This is a genomic window from Legionella sp. JM-2024, from assembly GCF_055389095.1.
Map to the genome: position 1 here is coordinate 2381498 of NZ_AP039388.1, position 16002 is coordinate 2397499.

Genomic DNA, 16002 nt, shown 5'->3' on the forward strand with positions numbered 1-16002 from the left:
GCATTTAGAACCAGTCCCTAACTCTAAAACAATGATTTATTTAAAGCGGCCTCATGAGCAATATGCTTCGAAATAATGTTCTTATTGACTAATTCTGTTAAATGTTGATCCAATGTTTGCATTCCTTTCGCTTGTCCTGTTTGAATGGACGAATACATTTGAGCCACCTTATCCTCACGAATCAGATTGCGGATAGCTCCGGTGCACATCATAATTTCAAGTGCTGCAACCCGACCGCCTTTATTCTTTTTTAATAAACTTTGAGCAACTACGGCTTGTAGTGATTCAGAGAGCATGGAACGCACCATTGATTTTTCTTCTGCTGGAAACACATCAATTATCCTGTTTATTGTTTTGGTTGCTGAATTGGTATGTAGTGTGCCAAAAACCAAATGTCCAGTTTCCGCAGCAGTCATTGCCAAGCGTATTGTTTCCAAATCACGTAATTCACCTACCAATATAATATCAGGGTCTTCACGCAAAGCGGATCTTAAAGCGGCATTAAAGCTCAATGTGTCTTTATGTACTTCACGCTGGTTTACTAAACACTTTTTACTTTGATGAACAAACTCTATAGGATCTTCAACTGTTAAAATATGCTCATAACGAGTTGAATTGATGTAATCGATAACTGCTGCAAGAGTAGTACTTTTCCCTGATCCGGTTGGTCCAGTAACCAATACTAATCCTCTGGAAAAACTAGCCATCTCTTTAAAAATTGGTGGTAATGCCAAATTCTCCATGCTAAGAATTTCAGAAGGAATCGTTCTGAACACTGCTGCAGCACCACGCGATTGATTAAAAGCATTAACCCTAAAACGTGCCAAATTAGTTATTTCAAAAGAAAAGTCCGTTTCAAAAAACTCTTCATATTCCTTTCTTTGTCTATCATTCATAATGTCATAAATAATTTTAATGACGTCCTTATGTTCCAAAGCAGGCAAGTTAATCTTCCGTAAATCGCCATCAACACGAATCATCGGAGGCATTCCAGCTGAAATATGCAAATCCGAAGACTTGTTTTTGACTGAAAAAGCCAATAATTCTGCAATATCCATACTCAATAATCCCTGATAATTTTTTTATTATATATAGTAGATTAGCTCAGGAAATGATTAGCAGCAATCATGGATATCTTTTTGTAGTAGCATTAAACTCTATACCCAGGATACTTCAAAGTACTATTTTTAGAGTTTCACAGGTATATTTCTATTGTTATATAAAGCGGCCCTTGTCTGATAAACAGGATTCATATGAGTATTAGTCAAAATATAAATAAAGTAAGAGAACTGATTATCCAAACGGAATTATCCACTAAAAGAAAACCAGGCAGTGTTTTATTATTAGCAGTCAGCAAGGAACAAAGTACTGACTCTATAAAAGAAGCATACCAACAAGGTATTGGACACTTTGGGGAAAATTATTTTCAAGAAGCGCAAGAAAAAATCCTGGCATTGATAAACCTCCCTATTTGTTGGCATTTTATAGGCCCAATTCAAAGTAATAAAACCAAAGGAATAGCCAAACATTTTAGTTGGGTTCACAGTATTGATCGAAACAAAACTGCTAATCTTCTTAATCAATTCAGAACAGAACTTTTACCACCTCTCAATGTATGTTTGCAAATTAATTTGGTTGGAGAAGCCACTAAATCAGGTATTGCTCCAGAATATGCCAATGACCTTGCTCTAGAAGTAAGTCAACTACCTAATTTGAAACTTAGAGGTCTCATGACCATACCTCCCCCACAAAATGATGAACGAGCTCAGTACCATTTATTTCTTAAACTCAACCAACTTATGCAATCCATCAACCAAACTCTCAATTTAAAAATGGATACCCTATCAATGGGCATGAGTGACGATTTAGTCCCTGCAATTAAAGCAGGTTCCACTATAATTCGAGTCGGGCGAGCGATTTTTGGCGAACGAAAAGGTAACCCATTATGAATATCAGTTTTATTGGCTATGGAAATATGGCGAAAGCGATTGCACGAAGCATACAAAAACAGGGCAAATATTGCTTATCTGCCGCAGCGCCTTCATTAACTGTCGGTGTTAATAAGGAGAATATTCATACTCATTACGATAATAAAGAAGTGATTAAAAATGCGGATATTATCCTGTTAGCAGTAAAACCTGCACAAATGAGTACTGTGTTAAAAGAAATTACTCCATTCATACCTTCCAACTGTCTTTTAATCTCCGTTGCGGCAGGATTGAATCTTCCGTGGTTTGCCAAATACTGCAAAACAGGACAGGCAATCATCAGGACCATGCCTAATACTCCTGCTACCGTTGGATTAGCTGCAACTCCAATGATAGCTAACGAGTCTACTAGCCTGGAACAAAAAAAATGGGCAGAGCAATTATTCTCGAGCTTCGGCATTACTACCTGGGCTAAAAATGAAGACGATATGGACACTTTTACTGCCCTATCTGGTAGTGGTCCTGCCTATGTTTTTTTATTTTTAGAAGCCATGGTGGATGCGGCTGTTGAGTTGGGTCTGGAAGATCAAATAGCCAAAACTTTCGCCGTACAGACGTTTGCAGGATCACTTAATTTAGCACAACATAGTAAGTTAGATTTGACGGAATTGAGAAGAAAAGTTACCTCTCCAGGAGGGACAACTGCAGCTGCTCTACAAATCTTGCATAAAAAACTGAATGAACTTATTTTTTGTGCCATGAAAGCCGCAAAGGAAAAAGCTCATGAATTAGGAAAAATGAATTAACCTTTTTTGTACTGGGATAATGCCTTTTTGAAATCCTTCATTAGGTTCTATCAGTTTAACTCCTGATGAAGATTTTTTCTGTGGCTGCTTTAGTATTAACTTTTACTTTTTGATGTGGGTATATTCAATGAGTCATGAATAATGCCCAGCATCTTTTGCGTACTGGATTTTTATTTCATCGAATTCAAAATGTCTTGTAATATTATTACCAATATATTAGACCTGTTGCATAACATGAATATTTTGCTTTAGTGCAAGGCGTAAAGGTTTCGAGGAGCGGAGTTTACATAGAGTAAATGAGCACTGCAGAAACCTTTACAACACAGCAATAAAATAAAAGAGGCAGGTTATGCAAGAGGTCTATTGAACCATCCAATCAGACAATGATTGTAGAACATACTGCGCTCGCGCTATGATAGAGCATTAATAAACTGTTTAAACAATTCATTTTTAAGCCATTTGAATCATTCTCATGGTTTTATAGGTGAATTAAATCTATTGAGGTGAAATAATGGCTGGTTTAACTGCTGTTGGATATTTCTTATTATCCTTATTATTTACAATCATTATTTTCAGTTTATGGCTTAGAATTGCCATACGCTTTTTCCGAATCAGTTCTCTTAACCCATTCAGCCAATTAATTTTTACCATTAGTGATCCATTGGTAAAACCCATCAATTTCATAATAAAAAGGCCAATTCAACAGGGACAAAAATACGATTGGATAGCATTCGTTGCTTTAATCATTGTGGAATTATTTAAAATTATTTGTTTAAGTCTTCTGATTTATCATGCCATCATCCCGTTTCTTTTTATTCCCCTGTATGTTCTGGTAGATTTGATAATTCAACCTTGTGAATTATTATTCTTTGCCATTCTGATTAGAGTGATAATGAGCTACATCAATCCCAAATGGGAACATCCCCTGGCCGATTTTTTACGCATAATAACAACCCCTCTTTTACGACTAGGTAGAATGATAGTCCCTGATATTTCAGGTTTTGATTTCTCTCCGTTTATTATTATGGTGATATTAAAAATCATTACTTTATTCTTAAGCGCCTCCTTGCCCTGGAGATTGCTATAAAAGCAAAAATAAACAAATAGAACTATACTATTACTTGATACGGATTGATGGAAAAAAGCTATGAGATCGACACTGTTTATGAGTTTAGTATTGCTGCTTATACCGTTTCGTTTAATGGGTGATCAATCCCTCTACTGCCCACAGAATCATGCTTATATTAATATTGGCATGTCCATGGATCAAGTGATTGCAGCTTGTGGGCAACCATTGAGTAAACAAGATTCCAATCAGCCTATTTTGCAAAAAATACCTGTTCAGCAACTGATTTATAATAATTTAGGTAGTACCGATGGTTTGTATTCAGGCTCATTAAATGTACCAACAGGCACAGCGTTTTATGGTGTATGGAATGTTCCAACAGGAAGTAGTGGGCTTCAATTGGAAGTGGATATTCTTAATAATAAGGTACAAGAAATCAAAGTAAACGGCGGCGATACCAATGCGTTTTCTCTATGCGGTGATACAAGTATCCAAGTCGGTGATCCAGCGAGTAAAGTCTATGGCGCTTGTGGTAGCCCAAACCTGGTAAATAATACTTACATTAATCAAGTTGTTCCTACAGCTACCAAACCACAAATCTGGATTTATAAACCAGGCCAATACCAACCATCCTTTTCCTTGACTTTTGTCGATGGCAAATTACAATCCATCGGAAATAATTGAGGAAGTATACCAAATGGCTGAAACCATAGATGATTTAACAATTGCTTTTCAAGAAAATGGGGTGGAAACAACCAAGGAACTCGATAAACAAATATTATCAAAAGGAGCCTGGACCACCATTATGTTCAAGTATCAAGATTGGGATAACACCAAAAATGAGTATGGTCCCGTAAAATACTCTATAAGACGTTATCAAAAACGTAACAATCAATATTGGCAAAAATCCAAATTTAACATTTCAAGTGATGAGCAAGCTAAAAAAATTGTTGAAATTTTAAACAACTGGCTTGGGTAAATCTATTGATGTCATTCATAAGGCTGCAATAAGGGCCGCCGGGTTAAGTATAAGCTCCGTAGGTGCAATCTTCGAAGTCGTTCTCGACCATGTTAAATATAGTGTTTTTTAATGTTAGTCTTAACTGAGTTATTCGGTTAATTATGCCATATGAGATACTTACTGTTCAGGGTTATTATACATCCGCTCCCTTATGGTCGCGGCCTGATGAATCCCCACGAATTTGTACAATTTTAAATGACTCTGTCATCCCTGCGAAGGCAGGGATCCATCCATCAAAATAGTTCGTAACTCAAATTAATCCACTGAGGATTGTTTGACTCAATTAAGTTAATTTTCCATTGTCGTTTCCATCTTTTTATTTGTTTTTCTCTAGTAATTGCTTCATAAATATTAGAGTGAACTTCAAAATAAACCAGTTCATGTACATGATATTTTTTAGTAAATCCATCGACTAAATTTTCCCTATGCTCATAGATACGTTGAGTCAAATTGCTGGTAAAGCCAACATATAAAGTTCCATATTTTTTGCTGGCAAGAATATAAACATAATATTGTTTTTCCATATGATGTAGAGTTTTTTGCGAAGTTGGCAGGATAGAATACCCTAATGAAACTTAGGATGTACATTGCAAAATGGATCCCTGCCTTCGCAGGGATGACAGAATCTAAGGGATAACAGAGGCATTACTAAAATTGTACAAATTCGTGGGGATTCATCAGGTCGCGGCTCGGATTATAATGGTGCAAAGCCGAGCAGCGACCATAAGGAAGCGGGTATAGTTGATACGTAAATAGCCAGTTATGCTGCACGTATATGAGCTCTATTTTTAAACACGGCCAGTAAACGATTACCATACCTTAAAATATAGAAAGCAAACCAAAAAATACTTCACTACGTTATTTGCTATTATTACAAATAACAGCCTACCCCATCATAACCTACTACATGACATTCCTTATAAGCTGATTGATCTAATTGATAGCTCACAGAACCATAGTAAGCATATATCTTTCCATCCTTTCCTTGCTCGATCTGTGGACTCTGATAATTTACCTCTGTTTCACAACTTGCTTTACTTTGAATCCAGGTAGCTGCACCGTCATTAATCATATTTTTACCCGGCATTAATCTATTCTTACCACATTCATGAGTAGCCAAGTCACTAATTTTAGGGGCTGTAAATAGCACATCATAACCATTTAATGCGACTTGGACAGCGTTATCTGCATCTAATATTCCGTGTCCACAAGGTTTTTTTCCAACGCAAGACTTATTCGCATCATTGCTTTGCCCAAACTCATGCGTAGTAACATATAGAATTTGCTCTACCTGTTCAGGTTTTAGTGCTCTATCACTGATAGCAAAAATCAACCCGGCTACACCAGCCACGTGGGGTGAGGCCATACTTGTTCCTTGGTAGAAATCAAAACCAGAAGAACCATACCCTCCACCAGGATTCACTGTGGATAAAATACCACCTGAGGATCCATAACGTTTATCACCACCGGGTGCGGCAAGAGTAATACTGGGACCATAATTTGAAAAATAAGAGCGAAACCCTTCAGGTCCTGTAGAGGCAACTTTTACCGTACCATTGCACACTGCAGGAGCATTATAATGTTCCCAAACGTTATCATTTCCTGCGGCAACAGCGACCACAGCACCTTTTTTACGAGCAAAAAACAGTGCTTCTTGTAACGCTTCGTCACAATAATCTATTTCCCTGGTAGGATCTAAATCCACGCCAAAACTCATATTTAACACCTTAGCTGGATGTATATTTTTAGGCACCCCTGGGACGTCTCCCCCAACAGCCCAGTAAATACCATTCACAACAGCACTTTCATAAAACATGCCATTCTCAGCAGGAATTTTAACAGTCAGAATTTTTAAATCTTCACCAACCCCAATCATGACATCGCCATAACCTGCAATGGTACCTGAAACATGTGTTCCATGATAAGATTTGGTTTCATCAGACAAATCATTATTATTGCCTGCAAAATTCCACCCGAACACATTCCCTTCATCATCTTTTACGAGGTTATTCACCAAACTGTCATTAAGTGCAACCCCTGTGTCCAAAACAGCAACAACGATGGGCTTTTTGGATCTTCCTGTAGTATAAGCCCAAGCTCCATCTCTTAAACCGGGTTTAGATTCCAGGCGAATTCCTGCTGGTCTTTCAAACTCATCCCATTGGCTCTCATGTGATAGTAATTGACTTAATTCCTGGCTTACTTTTGGATCAGGGATAGGTTTAAAATGACCTACTCTGTCCTTGACTGCATATAGTACATTTGGGTTTTTACGAAGACGCTCCAGAACCTTGTCCGTGGTATCTTCCCCTTTAGCCTTAATAGTTGGATAACTTGATACATCAAAAATAAGTGAATAGGCACCATTTGCCATTGGCTTCATTTCTTTAATGGGTATTTGTATAGACTTAAGTACTTGCGACTTTAGTGAAGAAATAGCCATAGGTTGCTGTTTATATTTAATTATAACTCTAATTGTTTCGCTCTCGGTTGTTGCAAAACTGCTACAAGCAACTGATAAAAGACTCAATCCCAAAATGCCTGATTTAAAACGCATACTTAAATCTCCTTTTTAAAGTCAATTGTTAGCCTGGCCGAATTTTAAAATGAAAATAACTTCCTCAGTATGCAGCAGAATAAATATCAACTCAAGAATCAACAGCCATGACGTTAAATTAAGACATTGGAATTAGCGGATTCCATATTTTTCCCTATATTCAGTGGGGGTAATGCCTGTCCATCGTTTGAATGCTTTTGAAAAATTTGATGTGTCTTGAAATCCTAATAAAAAACTGATTTCTGTCATCGAAATATTATTATTGAGCAAAAATGTCTTTGCTTTTTGCTCTCTGACTTCATCGAACAACTCTTGGTAAGTCACATCCAGTCTCTGTAAATGACGTCTTAATGTACGAGAAGTCATACATAATTCACTAGCTATTTCTTCCATACCTACATGATTCAAATTCTTATTTATTAAAATGGATTTAATCTTGCTCCCCAGATCCTCTTTTAATGACATGTTTTTTTCAATTTCTTGCAATTGAGTTTTTGCTAACTGGTAACTGACGTCATCAGCAAAATTAATGGGGTAATCCAGTTCTTCGGCTTTAAACCAAATGCGAGTACTCTCTGTATTAAAGACAACTTCGGATTGAAATATTGTTTGGTAATATTTAGCATAAGGAGGCTTATCATAATTCAATTCTATTTTGAGTGGTGGGCTAACGCAATTAATCAAAAAATTTCTCATTTTAACAAGATGAGTAAGAGCTACTTCGGTCATAAAGCGTGATATAACAATTTCCTTTGTATGAAGTAATAATTTAACAGAGATGCTCTCTTCATTATCAAGCTGAAGTTCCAGGGACAACAGACTAGTTCGTGTATTAAGATAATGGAGTACAGTCTGGATAGCAGCACCAAAAGTTGGACTGCTCATCGCCGCATATCCAAGAAAGCCGTGGTTAACTATGGATAAATTTTGACCAAAAATCAAACCCAATTCTGGGCATTGACTTAGTTTATAAGCCTCTATAACAACTCTACTAAACTCACCCTCAGTTAAATAAGCATTTGGATCATGTACTCTTATAAGATCAAATCCAATTTTTTCTAAAAAATGACTGACACCGAATTGTTCAAGACATTTTTCCAGAGTAGAGAGATAATTTGCTGCTATAACCTGATCCATCATTAGGCTTTTCTTTATACTAAGAAGTAAAGAAGTCTATTTTAATCCACATTATCAGTAAAGATCCAACTATGTGAAGCAAAACTTGAGCCTTAGCTATTAGCTAAGGCCAGAGTTTAAATATTTTAATAACGATAATGATCTGGCTTATAGGGCCCGTTTTTATTCACCCCTATGTAATCAGCCTGTACATCATTTAATTTAGTTAATTTTGCACCAATCCTGCCCAAATGCAAACGCGCCACTTTTTCATCCAATACTTTTGGAAGCACATATACTGTATTATCGTATTGATTAGAATGTTGAAATAATTCCATCTGTGCCAGAACCTGATTAGTGAAAGAAGCGGACATGACAAAACTAGGGTGGCCGGTAGCACAACCCAAATTCACTAAACGCCCTTCGGCCAAAATAATAATACGTTTCCCATCTGGAAAAATAACATGGTCAACCTGCGGTTTGATATTTTCCCATTGATATTGTCTTAAGCTTTGAATATCAATTTCTGAATCAAAATGTCCTATATTACACAATATGGCCTGATTACGCATACGTTTCATATGATCATGAGTAACCACATGAAAATTACCAGTTGCGGTGACTACGATGTCCACTTGTTCAGCTACGTCATCCAGAGTAACTACTCTGTAACCCTCCATAGCAGCCTGAAGTGCACAAATTGGATCAATTTCAGCAACTAATACTGTTGCTCCCTGTCCACGAAGCGCCTGAGCACAGCCTTTACCCACATCACCATAACCTAAAATCAAGGCGACCTTACCCGCTATCATCACATCCGTTGCACGCTTCAAACCATCGAGTAGAGATTCTCGGCATCCGTACAGGTTATCAAATTTGGATTTGGTTACAGCATTATTGACATTAATGGCAGGAATTTTTAAGTGACCCTGTTTGGCCATTTCATATAACCTGGCTACCCCGGTTGTTGTTTCCTCAGATACACCCTTGATAGCTGATAATAGTTCAGGATGTTTTTGGTGAATAACTTGTGTTAGATCCCCTCCATCATCCAATAATAAATTAGGTGTCCAGCCATTTGGACCACTTAAGGTTTGCTCTACACACCACCAATATTCTTCTTCTGTCTCACCTTTCCATGCAAATACAGGAATACCTTCTGCGGCAATAGCAGAAGCGGCATGATCCTGGGTGGAAAAGATATTGCAGGAAGACCAACGAACTTCGGCCCCTAATGCAACCAGAGTCTCAATCAATACCGCTGTTTGAATTGTCATATGTAGACAGCCAGCAATACGAGCGCCTTTGAGTGGTTTTTTTGCAGAAAACTCCTCACGCAAAGCCATTAAACCTGGCATTTCGGTTTCAGCTATTGCTATCTCTTTGCGTCCCCAATCAGCCAACGAGATATCAGCTACTTTATAATCTTGTAATGTATTGATTTTTTGTACTCCTTCTTTTACCAGTTCCATTAGAGTATCCTTAAAAATTATAATGCCTTGCTTAACTCAGCCACTTTGTTTAACCGTTCCCATGGGAAGTTTTCCCGACCATAGTGCCCATAAGTTGCTGTTTGTCTATAAATAGGACGAAGTAAATCGTGTTGATCAATGATTCCTTGAGGCGTTAAATCAAAATGGGTATGAATTAAATCAATTATTTCACTATTTTTTAAACGTCCAGTACCAAACGTTTCAACGAAAATTGAAGTAGGTTCAGCAACACCAATAGCATAAGAAATCTGTAATTCACATTTATCTGCTAAACCCGCAGCGACAATGTTCTTGGCAACGTGCCTTGCCGCGTAAGCCGCCGATCTATCCACTTTAGAAGGATCTTTACCAGAAAAACATCCTCCCCCATGTCTAGCCATACCTCCATATGTATCAACGATAATCTTGCGCCCTGTTAAACCACAGTCACCCAAAGGACCTCCGATTACAAAACGTCCTGTTGGATTAATAAAGTAACGAGTTTTTTCATTCAACCATTCCGCTGGAAGAACTGATTTAATTATCTCTTCACGTATTGCTTCAACCAAATCCTTATGTTCAATGTCAGGAGAATGTTGTGTAGAAAAGACCACCGTATCCACCTCAACAGGCATTCCCTGATCATATTTCAATGTTAATTGGCATTTTGCGTCCGGCCTTAACCAGGGCAACTTGCCAGATTTACGCATAATGGTTAACTTTTCCATCAAACGGTGAGCGTATGCTATTGGAGCTGGCATCAACACATCCGTTTCCCGACTGGCATAGCCAAACATTAATCCCTGATCACCTGCTCCCAAAATTTTGGTTTTCTGATTATCAACACCTTGTGCAATATCAGGTGATTGTTTGCCAATAGCTGAAAGCACTGCGCATGATTCCCAATCAAAACCCATTTGAGAACTATTGTATCCTATATCCTTGATAACCTGGCGGGTGATCTCTTCAACATCAACCCAAGCCCTTGTCGTAATTTCACCACCAACCAATACCATACCTGTTTTAACAAATACTTCACATGCTACTCGTGCTTTTGGATCTTGGGTTAGGATAGCATCTAAAATGGCATCTGAAATTTGATCAGCTATCTTATCAGGATGGCCCTCAGAAACTGATTCTGAAGTAAAAACATGAAACTCATTCATTACATACCCTCTGCGTTTTACTATTTATATATCCCTAATCTTTCCTATTTAAAGCTAATCAGGTTTTAATCATCATGTAGCAAATCGATGAATTTTACAAACTTTCAAAGTCATGAATGGCTTTTAGGGGCACTGGTCTGATTTCGTGCCTGTTTGCAAAAGGCCTCGGCTTTGTAATTATGAACGTTACTTCATTAGCTTTATAAATTCATTAAATAAAATGTCTATATCGTGCGGCCCAGGGCTTGCTTCTGGATGGCCTTGAAAACCAAATGCCGGTTTTGTTTTGTGTTTTATTCCCTGCAAACTGTTATCAAATAATGAACGATGCGTTACTGCCAAACAATCAGGCAAGGAGTCCTCATCTACTGCAAACCCATGATTTTGACTTGTAATAAAAACTCGCTTTTTACCCGTTGTTTCAACCACAGGGTGATTGGACCCATGATGACCAAATTTCATTTTTTTAGTTATACCACCACAAGCCAAAGCCAGAATCTGAAATCCAAGGCATATGCCAAATAGTGGAATATTATTGTCTAAAAATGCCTGAGTTGCTTGAATGGCATAGTCACAGGCCTGAGGATCTCCAGGGCCATTGGATAAAAACACGCCATTAGGGTTCATAGCTAATACTTCATCAGCAGAAGTCCTTGCCGGGACTATAGTAATATGGCAACCCTTATCATGTAAAATACGTAAAATATTATGCTTCACACCAAAATCATAAGCGACTACATGAAATTGGGGAGGTTGGGTATTTGAACCCCACTTGCCTTGACCTTCGTGCCAACGCTCAGTTGTTTGTCTTGTAACTTCCAAGGCCAAATCCACGCCATTAAGCCCTGGAAATGATTTTGCCTTTTTGAGAGCTGTTTCTGGTTGATCTATATTCGTACTAATACATGCGCCAATAGCACCCTGCTCTCGCAATTTCAAAGTAAGCTCGCGAGTATCGATACCGGAAATAGCAACCACCCCATTTTTGCTTAACCAATCAGGAAAAGACTGTTCCGCTCGATAATTACTGGGTATAGCAGTGCAGTTTCTCATAATTAAACCGGCTGCCCAAACCTTCGTAGACTCCATATCTTCTTTAGTACAACCTGTGTTTCCAACATGAGCAGTAGTTAATGTAATTATTTGTCTGGCGTACGAAGGGTCAGTAAGCATTTCCTGATATCCAGTCATAGATGTGTTAAAAACTAACTCACCAACACAATCCCCAGGAGCTCCTACTGATATACCCTCGTAAACAGTACCATCAGCTAAAACTAAAATGGCTGATTTATTAATCATGAATATACTCAATTATGTTCAATGTATGCTTATCCAGCGTAAAACAAGCAATCCATGCTTAAAATAATAAATTAATTAATTGTATCTTAATTAAGTCAAAATTTCATGTCTTCGAAAAATTTTTTCACTCCAGCAAACCAGGAACTGGTCTTGGGCGAATGATTTCCCTTGGCATCTTCTAAAGAATCTTGTAATTTGTTTAACAGCTCTTTTTGTTCTCGAGATAAGTTAACTGGAGTTTCCACAACTACTTTACATAATAGATCACCTTGGCCATAACCCCTGACAGATTTCATCCCTTTGCTTTTTAAGCGGAATACTTTACCTGTTTGAGTTTCTGCTGGAATCTTTAAAGTAACCCTGCCTTCCAGAGTGGGAACTTCTATTGCCCCCCCTAATGCGGCCGTGGCAAAACTAATGGGTACTTCGCAATGTAAATCATTTTCGTGCCGTTCAAAGATGGCATGCTTTTTTAAACTAATCTGAACATACAAGTCACCAGAGCCTCCACCATGCACTCCAGCTTCTCCTTCCCCACTTAATCGGACTCGGTCGCCATTATCAACACCCGCTGGAATTTTAACACTGATTTTTTTACTTTCTCGAACTCTTCCCTGACCATGGCAACTTTGACAAGGATCAGAAATTATTTTTCCTTCGCCATGACAACTGGGACAAGTTTGTTGTATGGAAAAAAAACCTTGTTGAATTCTGACTTGTCCCATACCTTGGCAAGTCTCACAAGTTTTAGGGCTAGTTCCCTTTTTAGCACCCGATCCATCGCAAGTAATACAGGTACCATGCCTAGGAACAGTAATTTCAACTTCTTTACCAGTAGCAGCTTCTTCTAATGTTAATTGCACATTAAATTGTAAGTCAGCACCTCTTTGTCCACGTGATTGACGCCCGTGACCACGTCCTCCCGAAAAAATATTCTCAAAGATATCTTCAAAAACGTCACCAAAACCTCCAAATCCTCCAAAACCACCCGGGCCTCCACCCATGGATGGATCAACTCCCGCATGACCAAATTGATCATAGGCGGCACGTTTTTGTTTATCGGATAAGATATTATAGGCCTTTTGTATTTCTTTGAATTTTTCTTCAGCCGAGGCATCATCAGGATTACGATCGGGATGATATTTCATTGCCAGCCTGCGGTATGCTTTTTTAATCTCAGCATCGCTCGCATTGCGACTTACTTCTAAAAGTTCATAATAATCCCGCTGTTCCATAACTGCTCACAATTTATAACAATCACTTAATTATAAAATAATGTAACCATTCAACACAATTTGAAAATCTTCGTGAAAAGTTACAAAATAATTTAAGTGCTATTCAATAAACAAACGGGACAATAAAATCGCCCCGACCAAAATTTATTAGTACGATGACACCTAATTTTGTCGCATTAAATTATCCGCTTGCTAACGCGCGCGGCTCGGATTTTTTCTATCAGAGCCGCGACTGTCAAGGAGCGGATAGGACAAATCAATAAATTCAATTATTTCTTATCTTCTTCTTTAACTTCTTCAAACTCAGCATCAACAACCCCTTCCTCAGCAGGTTTTTCAGTTTCATGAGCTTGAGATTGGCCTTGATCTGCCTGGCCTTCAGATGATTTCTTAGCATAAATACGCTCAGCCATTTTTGCAGAGGCATCCGTTAATACTTTCAGCTTGTCTTCAATGCGAGCCTTGTCAGTTCCTTGCACTGCTTCTTTAAGTTCAGAAATCGCTGTTTCAATACCTTTTTTCTCATCTTCAGACAAATCATTAGCCAAATCTTTCATGGATTTTTCACAGCTGTGAATCAAACTATCCGCTTGATTGCGAAGTTCTGCCATTTCCTTAAATTTCTTATCTTCTTCTGCATGGGATTGTGCGTCTTTCACCATAGCAGAAACTTCTTCTTCACTTAAACCGCTGGAAGCCTTAATCACAATGGATTGAGCCTTACCAGTTGCCTTATCTTTAGCAGAAACATTTAAAATACCATTGGCATCGATATCAAAAGTCACTTCAATTTGAGGTACGCCACGAGGAGCGGGAGGAATATCACGCAAATCGAATCGTCCTAATGATTTGTTTGCTGAAGCCTGCTCTCTTTCACCTTGCAATACATGGACAGTAACTGCAGTCTGATTATCATCGGCTGTTGAAAATACCTGATTTGCCTTGGTAGGAATAGTCGTATTTTTTTCAATAAGCTTTGTCATTACTCCACCCATTGTTTCTATACCCAGAGACAAAGGAGTAACATCCAGTAAAAGAATGTCTTTGACTTCCCCGGACAAAACCGCAGCCTGGATTGCAGCTCCGACAGCCACTGCTTCATCAGGGTTGACATCCTTGCGAGGTTCTTTACCAAAAAATTCCTCCACGGTCTTTTGTACTAGTGGCATACGAGTTTGTCCACCAACCAAAATCACTTCGTTGATTTGTGATACAGTAAGTCCTGCATCTTTTAAAGCTATTTTGCATGGCTCAACAGTTCTCTCAACCAATTTTTCAACCAAGGATTCCAGTTTTGCACGAGTCAGCTTGATGTTTAAATGCTTTGGTCCAGAAGCATCTGCTGTAATATAAGGAAGATTAACATCCGTTTGTTGCGCAGATGACAATTCAATTTTTGCTTTCTCAGCAGCCTCTTTCAAGCGTTGTAAAGCCAGGGGATCATTATGTAAATCAATACCTGTATCTTTTTTGAACTCAGAAGCCAAATACTCAATCAAGGCCAAATCGAAATCTTCACCACCTAAGAAAGTATCGCCATTAGTTGCCAATACTTCGAATTGGTGCTCCCCATCCACTTCAGCAATTTCAATAATTGAAATATCAAAAGTACCACCACCCAAATCGTATACTGCAATAACAGAATCGCCACGTTTTTTATCCATTCCATATGCAAGCGCAGCAGCGGTAGGTTCATTAATAATTCGTTTTACTTCGAGGCCAGCAATACGCCCGGCATCTTTAGTTGCTTGACGTTGTGAGTCATTGAAATAAGCAGGTACAGTAATAACGGCTTCTTTTACTTCTTCGCCCAAATAATCTTCTGCTGTTTTTTTCATTTTTCGTAATACTTCAGCAGAAATCTGTGGCGGGGCTTTATCCTGATCTTTTACTCTTACCCAAGCATCTCCGTTGTCTGCTTTGATAATTTTGTAAGGCACCATCTTAATATCTTTTTGCACAATCTGATCATCAAATCGACGACCTATTAATCGTTTAATCGCAAATAATGTTTTTTCTGGATTAGTCACTGATTGACGCTTAGCCGCTTGGCCTACCAATATTTCATTATCATCAGTAAATGCTACGATGGAAGGCGTCGTTCTGTGGCCTTCACTGTTTTCAATTACTTTAGGCTTGTCACCTTCCATGACAGCGACGCAAGAGTTCGTAGTACCCAAGTCTATACCTATAATTTTAGCCATTCTATTTTGCTCCAAATTAATATTTTTCTAATGCAATAGTTCACATATGGGGTGTCTCATGACAATTTCAAGCCACCTCCCTAAAAAAAGCAGATCACATTGCAACAAAACGATTTGTTTAAAAAATAACTC

14 protein-coding genes are annotated in these 16002 nt (G+C 38.3%); 5 read left to right on the forward strand and 9 right to left on the reverse strand.

Annotated features, from left to right (window positions below; genetic code table 11):
• Positions 1–23 precede the first annotated feature (23 nt).
• Positions 24–1058 carry a type IV pilus twitching motility protein PilT gene (locus ACZ5EK_RS10530; RefSeq protein WP_464429501.1) on the reverse strand — a complete coding sequence of 345 codons (1035 nt, stop codon included), beginning with the start codon at positions 1056–1058 and terminating at the stop codon, positions 24–26.
• A gap of 195 nt (positions 1059–1253) precedes the next feature.
• Between ACZ5EK_RS10530 and ACZ5EK_RS10535 the strand changes: the two genes are divergently transcribed.
• The 5 genes from ACZ5EK_RS10535 to ACZ5EK_RS10555 all read left to right on the forward strand — a co-directional run bounded on the left by ACZ5EK_RS10535 (position 1254) and on the right by ACZ5EK_RS10555 (position 4779).
• Positions 1254–1949 (forward strand): YggS family pyridoxal phosphate-dependent enzyme, encoded by a 696-nt coding sequence (locus tag ACZ5EK_RS10535; protein WP_464429502.1) that lies wholly within the window; start codon positions 1254–1256, stop codon positions 1947–1949.
• Entirely contained in the window at positions 1946–2734 is a 789-nt protein-coding gene (gene proC, locus ACZ5EK_RS10540; RefSeq protein WP_464429504.1) for a pyrroline-5-carboxylate reductase, read from the forward strand. The genes ACZ5EK_RS10535 and proC overlap by 4 nt, the downstream gene beginning before the upstream one ends.
• A 511-nt stretch (positions 2735–3245) precedes the next feature.
• Positions 3246–3821: a YggT family protein gene (locus ACZ5EK_RS10545; RefSeq protein ID WP_464429505.1), complete on the forward strand. Its 576-nt coding sequence runs from the start codon at positions 3246–3248 to the stop codon at positions 3819–3821.
• A 60-nt stretch (positions 3822–3881) separates the two neighbouring features.
• Positions 3882–4484 carry a DUF2845 domain-containing protein gene (locus tag ACZ5EK_RS10550; RefSeq protein ID WP_464429506.1) on the forward strand — a complete coding sequence of 201 codons (603 nt, stop codon included), beginning with the start codon at positions 3882–3884 and terminating at the stop codon, positions 4482–4484.
• Between the two features lie 13 nt (positions 4485–4497).
• Entirely contained in the window at positions 4498–4779 is a 282-nt protein-coding gene (locus tag ACZ5EK_RS10555) for a hypothetical protein (protein ID WP_464429508.1), read from the forward strand.
• A gap of 275 nt (positions 4780–5054) precedes the next feature.
• On the opposite strand, the gene ACZ5EK_RS10560 is transcribed toward ACZ5EK_RS10555, so the two are convergent.
• The 8 genes from ACZ5EK_RS10560 to dnaK all read right to left on the reverse strand — a co-directional run bounded on the left by ACZ5EK_RS10560 (position 5055) and on the right by dnaK (position 15870).
• A complete protein-coding gene (locus ACZ5EK_RS10560) occupies positions 5055–5345 on the reverse strand; it encodes a GIY-YIG nuclease family protein (RefSeq protein WP_464429509.1) in 291 nt (96 codons plus the stop codon).
• A gap of 347 nt (positions 5346–5692) precedes the next feature.
• Positions 5693–7378 (reverse strand): S8 family serine peptidase, encoded by a 1686-nt coding sequence (locus tag ACZ5EK_RS10565; RefSeq protein ID WP_464429510.1) that lies wholly within the window; start codon positions 7376–7378, stop codon positions 5693–5695.
• Between the two features lie 132 nt (positions 7379–7510).
• Positions 7511–8515 carry an AraC family transcriptional regulator gene (locus tag ACZ5EK_RS10570; RefSeq protein ID WP_464432488.1) on the reverse strand — a complete coding sequence of 335 codons (1005 nt, stop codon included), beginning with the start codon at positions 8513–8515 and terminating at the stop codon, positions 7511–7513.
• Positions 8516–8640: 125 nt separating this feature from the next.
• Entirely contained in the window at positions 8641–9966 is a 1326-nt protein-coding gene (gene ahcY, locus ACZ5EK_RS10575; protein ID WP_464429511.1) for an adenosylhomocysteinase, read from the reverse strand.
• 17 nt (positions 9967–9983) lie between these two features.
• On the reverse strand, positions 9984–11132 hold the full coding sequence (metK, locus tag ACZ5EK_RS10580; protein WP_464429513.1) for a methionine adenosyltransferase: 1149 nt from the start codon (positions 11130–11132) through the stop codon (positions 9984–9986).
• A gap of 186 nt (positions 11133–11318) precedes the next feature.
• The gene (gene carA, locus ACZ5EK_RS10585) at positions 11319–12431 is read right to left on the reverse strand and encodes a glutamine-hydrolyzing carbamoyl-phosphate synthase small subunit (RefSeq protein WP_464429514.1); all 1113 of its coding nucleotides are present in this window, start codon (positions 12429–12431) and stop codon (positions 11319–11321) included.
• A gap of 95 nt (positions 12432–12526) precedes the next feature.
• Positions 12527–13666: a molecular chaperone DnaJ gene (dnaJ, locus tag ACZ5EK_RS10590; RefSeq protein ID WP_464429515.1), complete on the reverse strand. Its 1140-nt coding sequence runs from the start codon at positions 13664–13666 to the stop codon at positions 12527–12529.
• A 269-nt stretch (positions 13667–13935) separates the two neighbouring features.
• Entirely contained in the window at positions 13936–15870 is a 1935-nt protein-coding gene (dnaK, locus tag ACZ5EK_RS10595) for a molecular chaperone DnaK (RefSeq protein WP_464429517.1), read from the reverse strand.
• Positions 15871–16002 lie beyond the last annotated feature (132 nt).

Bases quoted from the DNA above. Each gene is read 5' to 3' on its own strand.
- ACZ5EK_RS10555 (WP_464429508.1), top strand. From the start codon at position 4,498: ATGGCTGAAACCATAGATGATTTAACAATTGCTTTTCAAGAAAATGGG.
- ACZ5EK_RS10545 (WP_464429505.1), top strand. From the start codon at position 3,246: ATGGCTGGTTTAACTGCTGTTGGATATTTCTTATTATCCTTATTATTT.
- metK (WP_464429513.1), bottom strand. From the start codon at position 11,132: ATGAATGAGTTTCATGTTTTTACTTCAGAATCAGTTTCTGAGGGCCAT.
- ACZ5EK_RS10565 (WP_464429510.1), bottom strand. From the start codon at position 7,378: ATGCGTTTTAAATCAGGCATTTTGGGATTGAGTCTTTTATCAGTTGCT.
- ACZ5EK_RS10535 (WP_464429502.1), top strand. From the start codon at position 1,254: ATGAGTATTAGTCAAAATATAAATAAAGTAAGAGAACTGATTATCCAA.
- dnaJ (WP_464429515.1), bottom strand. From the start codon at position 13,666: ATGGAACAGCGGGATTATTATGAACTTTTAGAAGTAAGTCGCAATGCG.
- ahcY (WP_464429511.1), bottom strand. From the start codon at position 9,966: ATGGAACTGGTAAAAGAAGGAGTACAAAAAATCAATACATTACAAGAT.
- ACZ5EK_RS10550 (WP_464429506.1), top strand. From the start codon at position 3,882: ATGAGATCGACACTGTTTATGAGTTTAGTATTGCTGCTTATACCGTTT.
- ACZ5EK_RS10530 (WP_464429501.1), bottom strand. From the start codon at position 1,058: ATGGATATTGCAGAATTATTGGCTTTTTCAGTCAAAAACAAGTCTTCG.
- ACZ5EK_RS10560 (WP_464429509.1), bottom strand. From the start codon at position 5,345: ATGGAAAAACAATATTATGTTTATATTCTTGCCAGCAAAAAATATGGA.
- ACZ5EK_RS10570 (WP_464432488.1), bottom strand. From the start codon at position 8,515: ATGGATCAGGTTATAGCAGCAAATTATCTCTCTACTCTGGAAAAATGT.
- dnaK (WP_464429517.1), bottom strand. From the start codon at position 15,870: ATGGCTAAAATTATAGGTATAGACTTGGGTACTACGAACTCTTGCGTC.
- carA (WP_464429514.1), bottom strand. From the start codon at position 12,431: ATGATTAATAAATCAGCCATTTTAGTTTTAGCTGATGGTACTGTTTAC.
- proC (WP_464429504.1), top strand. From the start codon at position 1,946: ATGAATATCAGTTTTATTGGCTATGGAAATATGGCGAAAGCGATTGCA.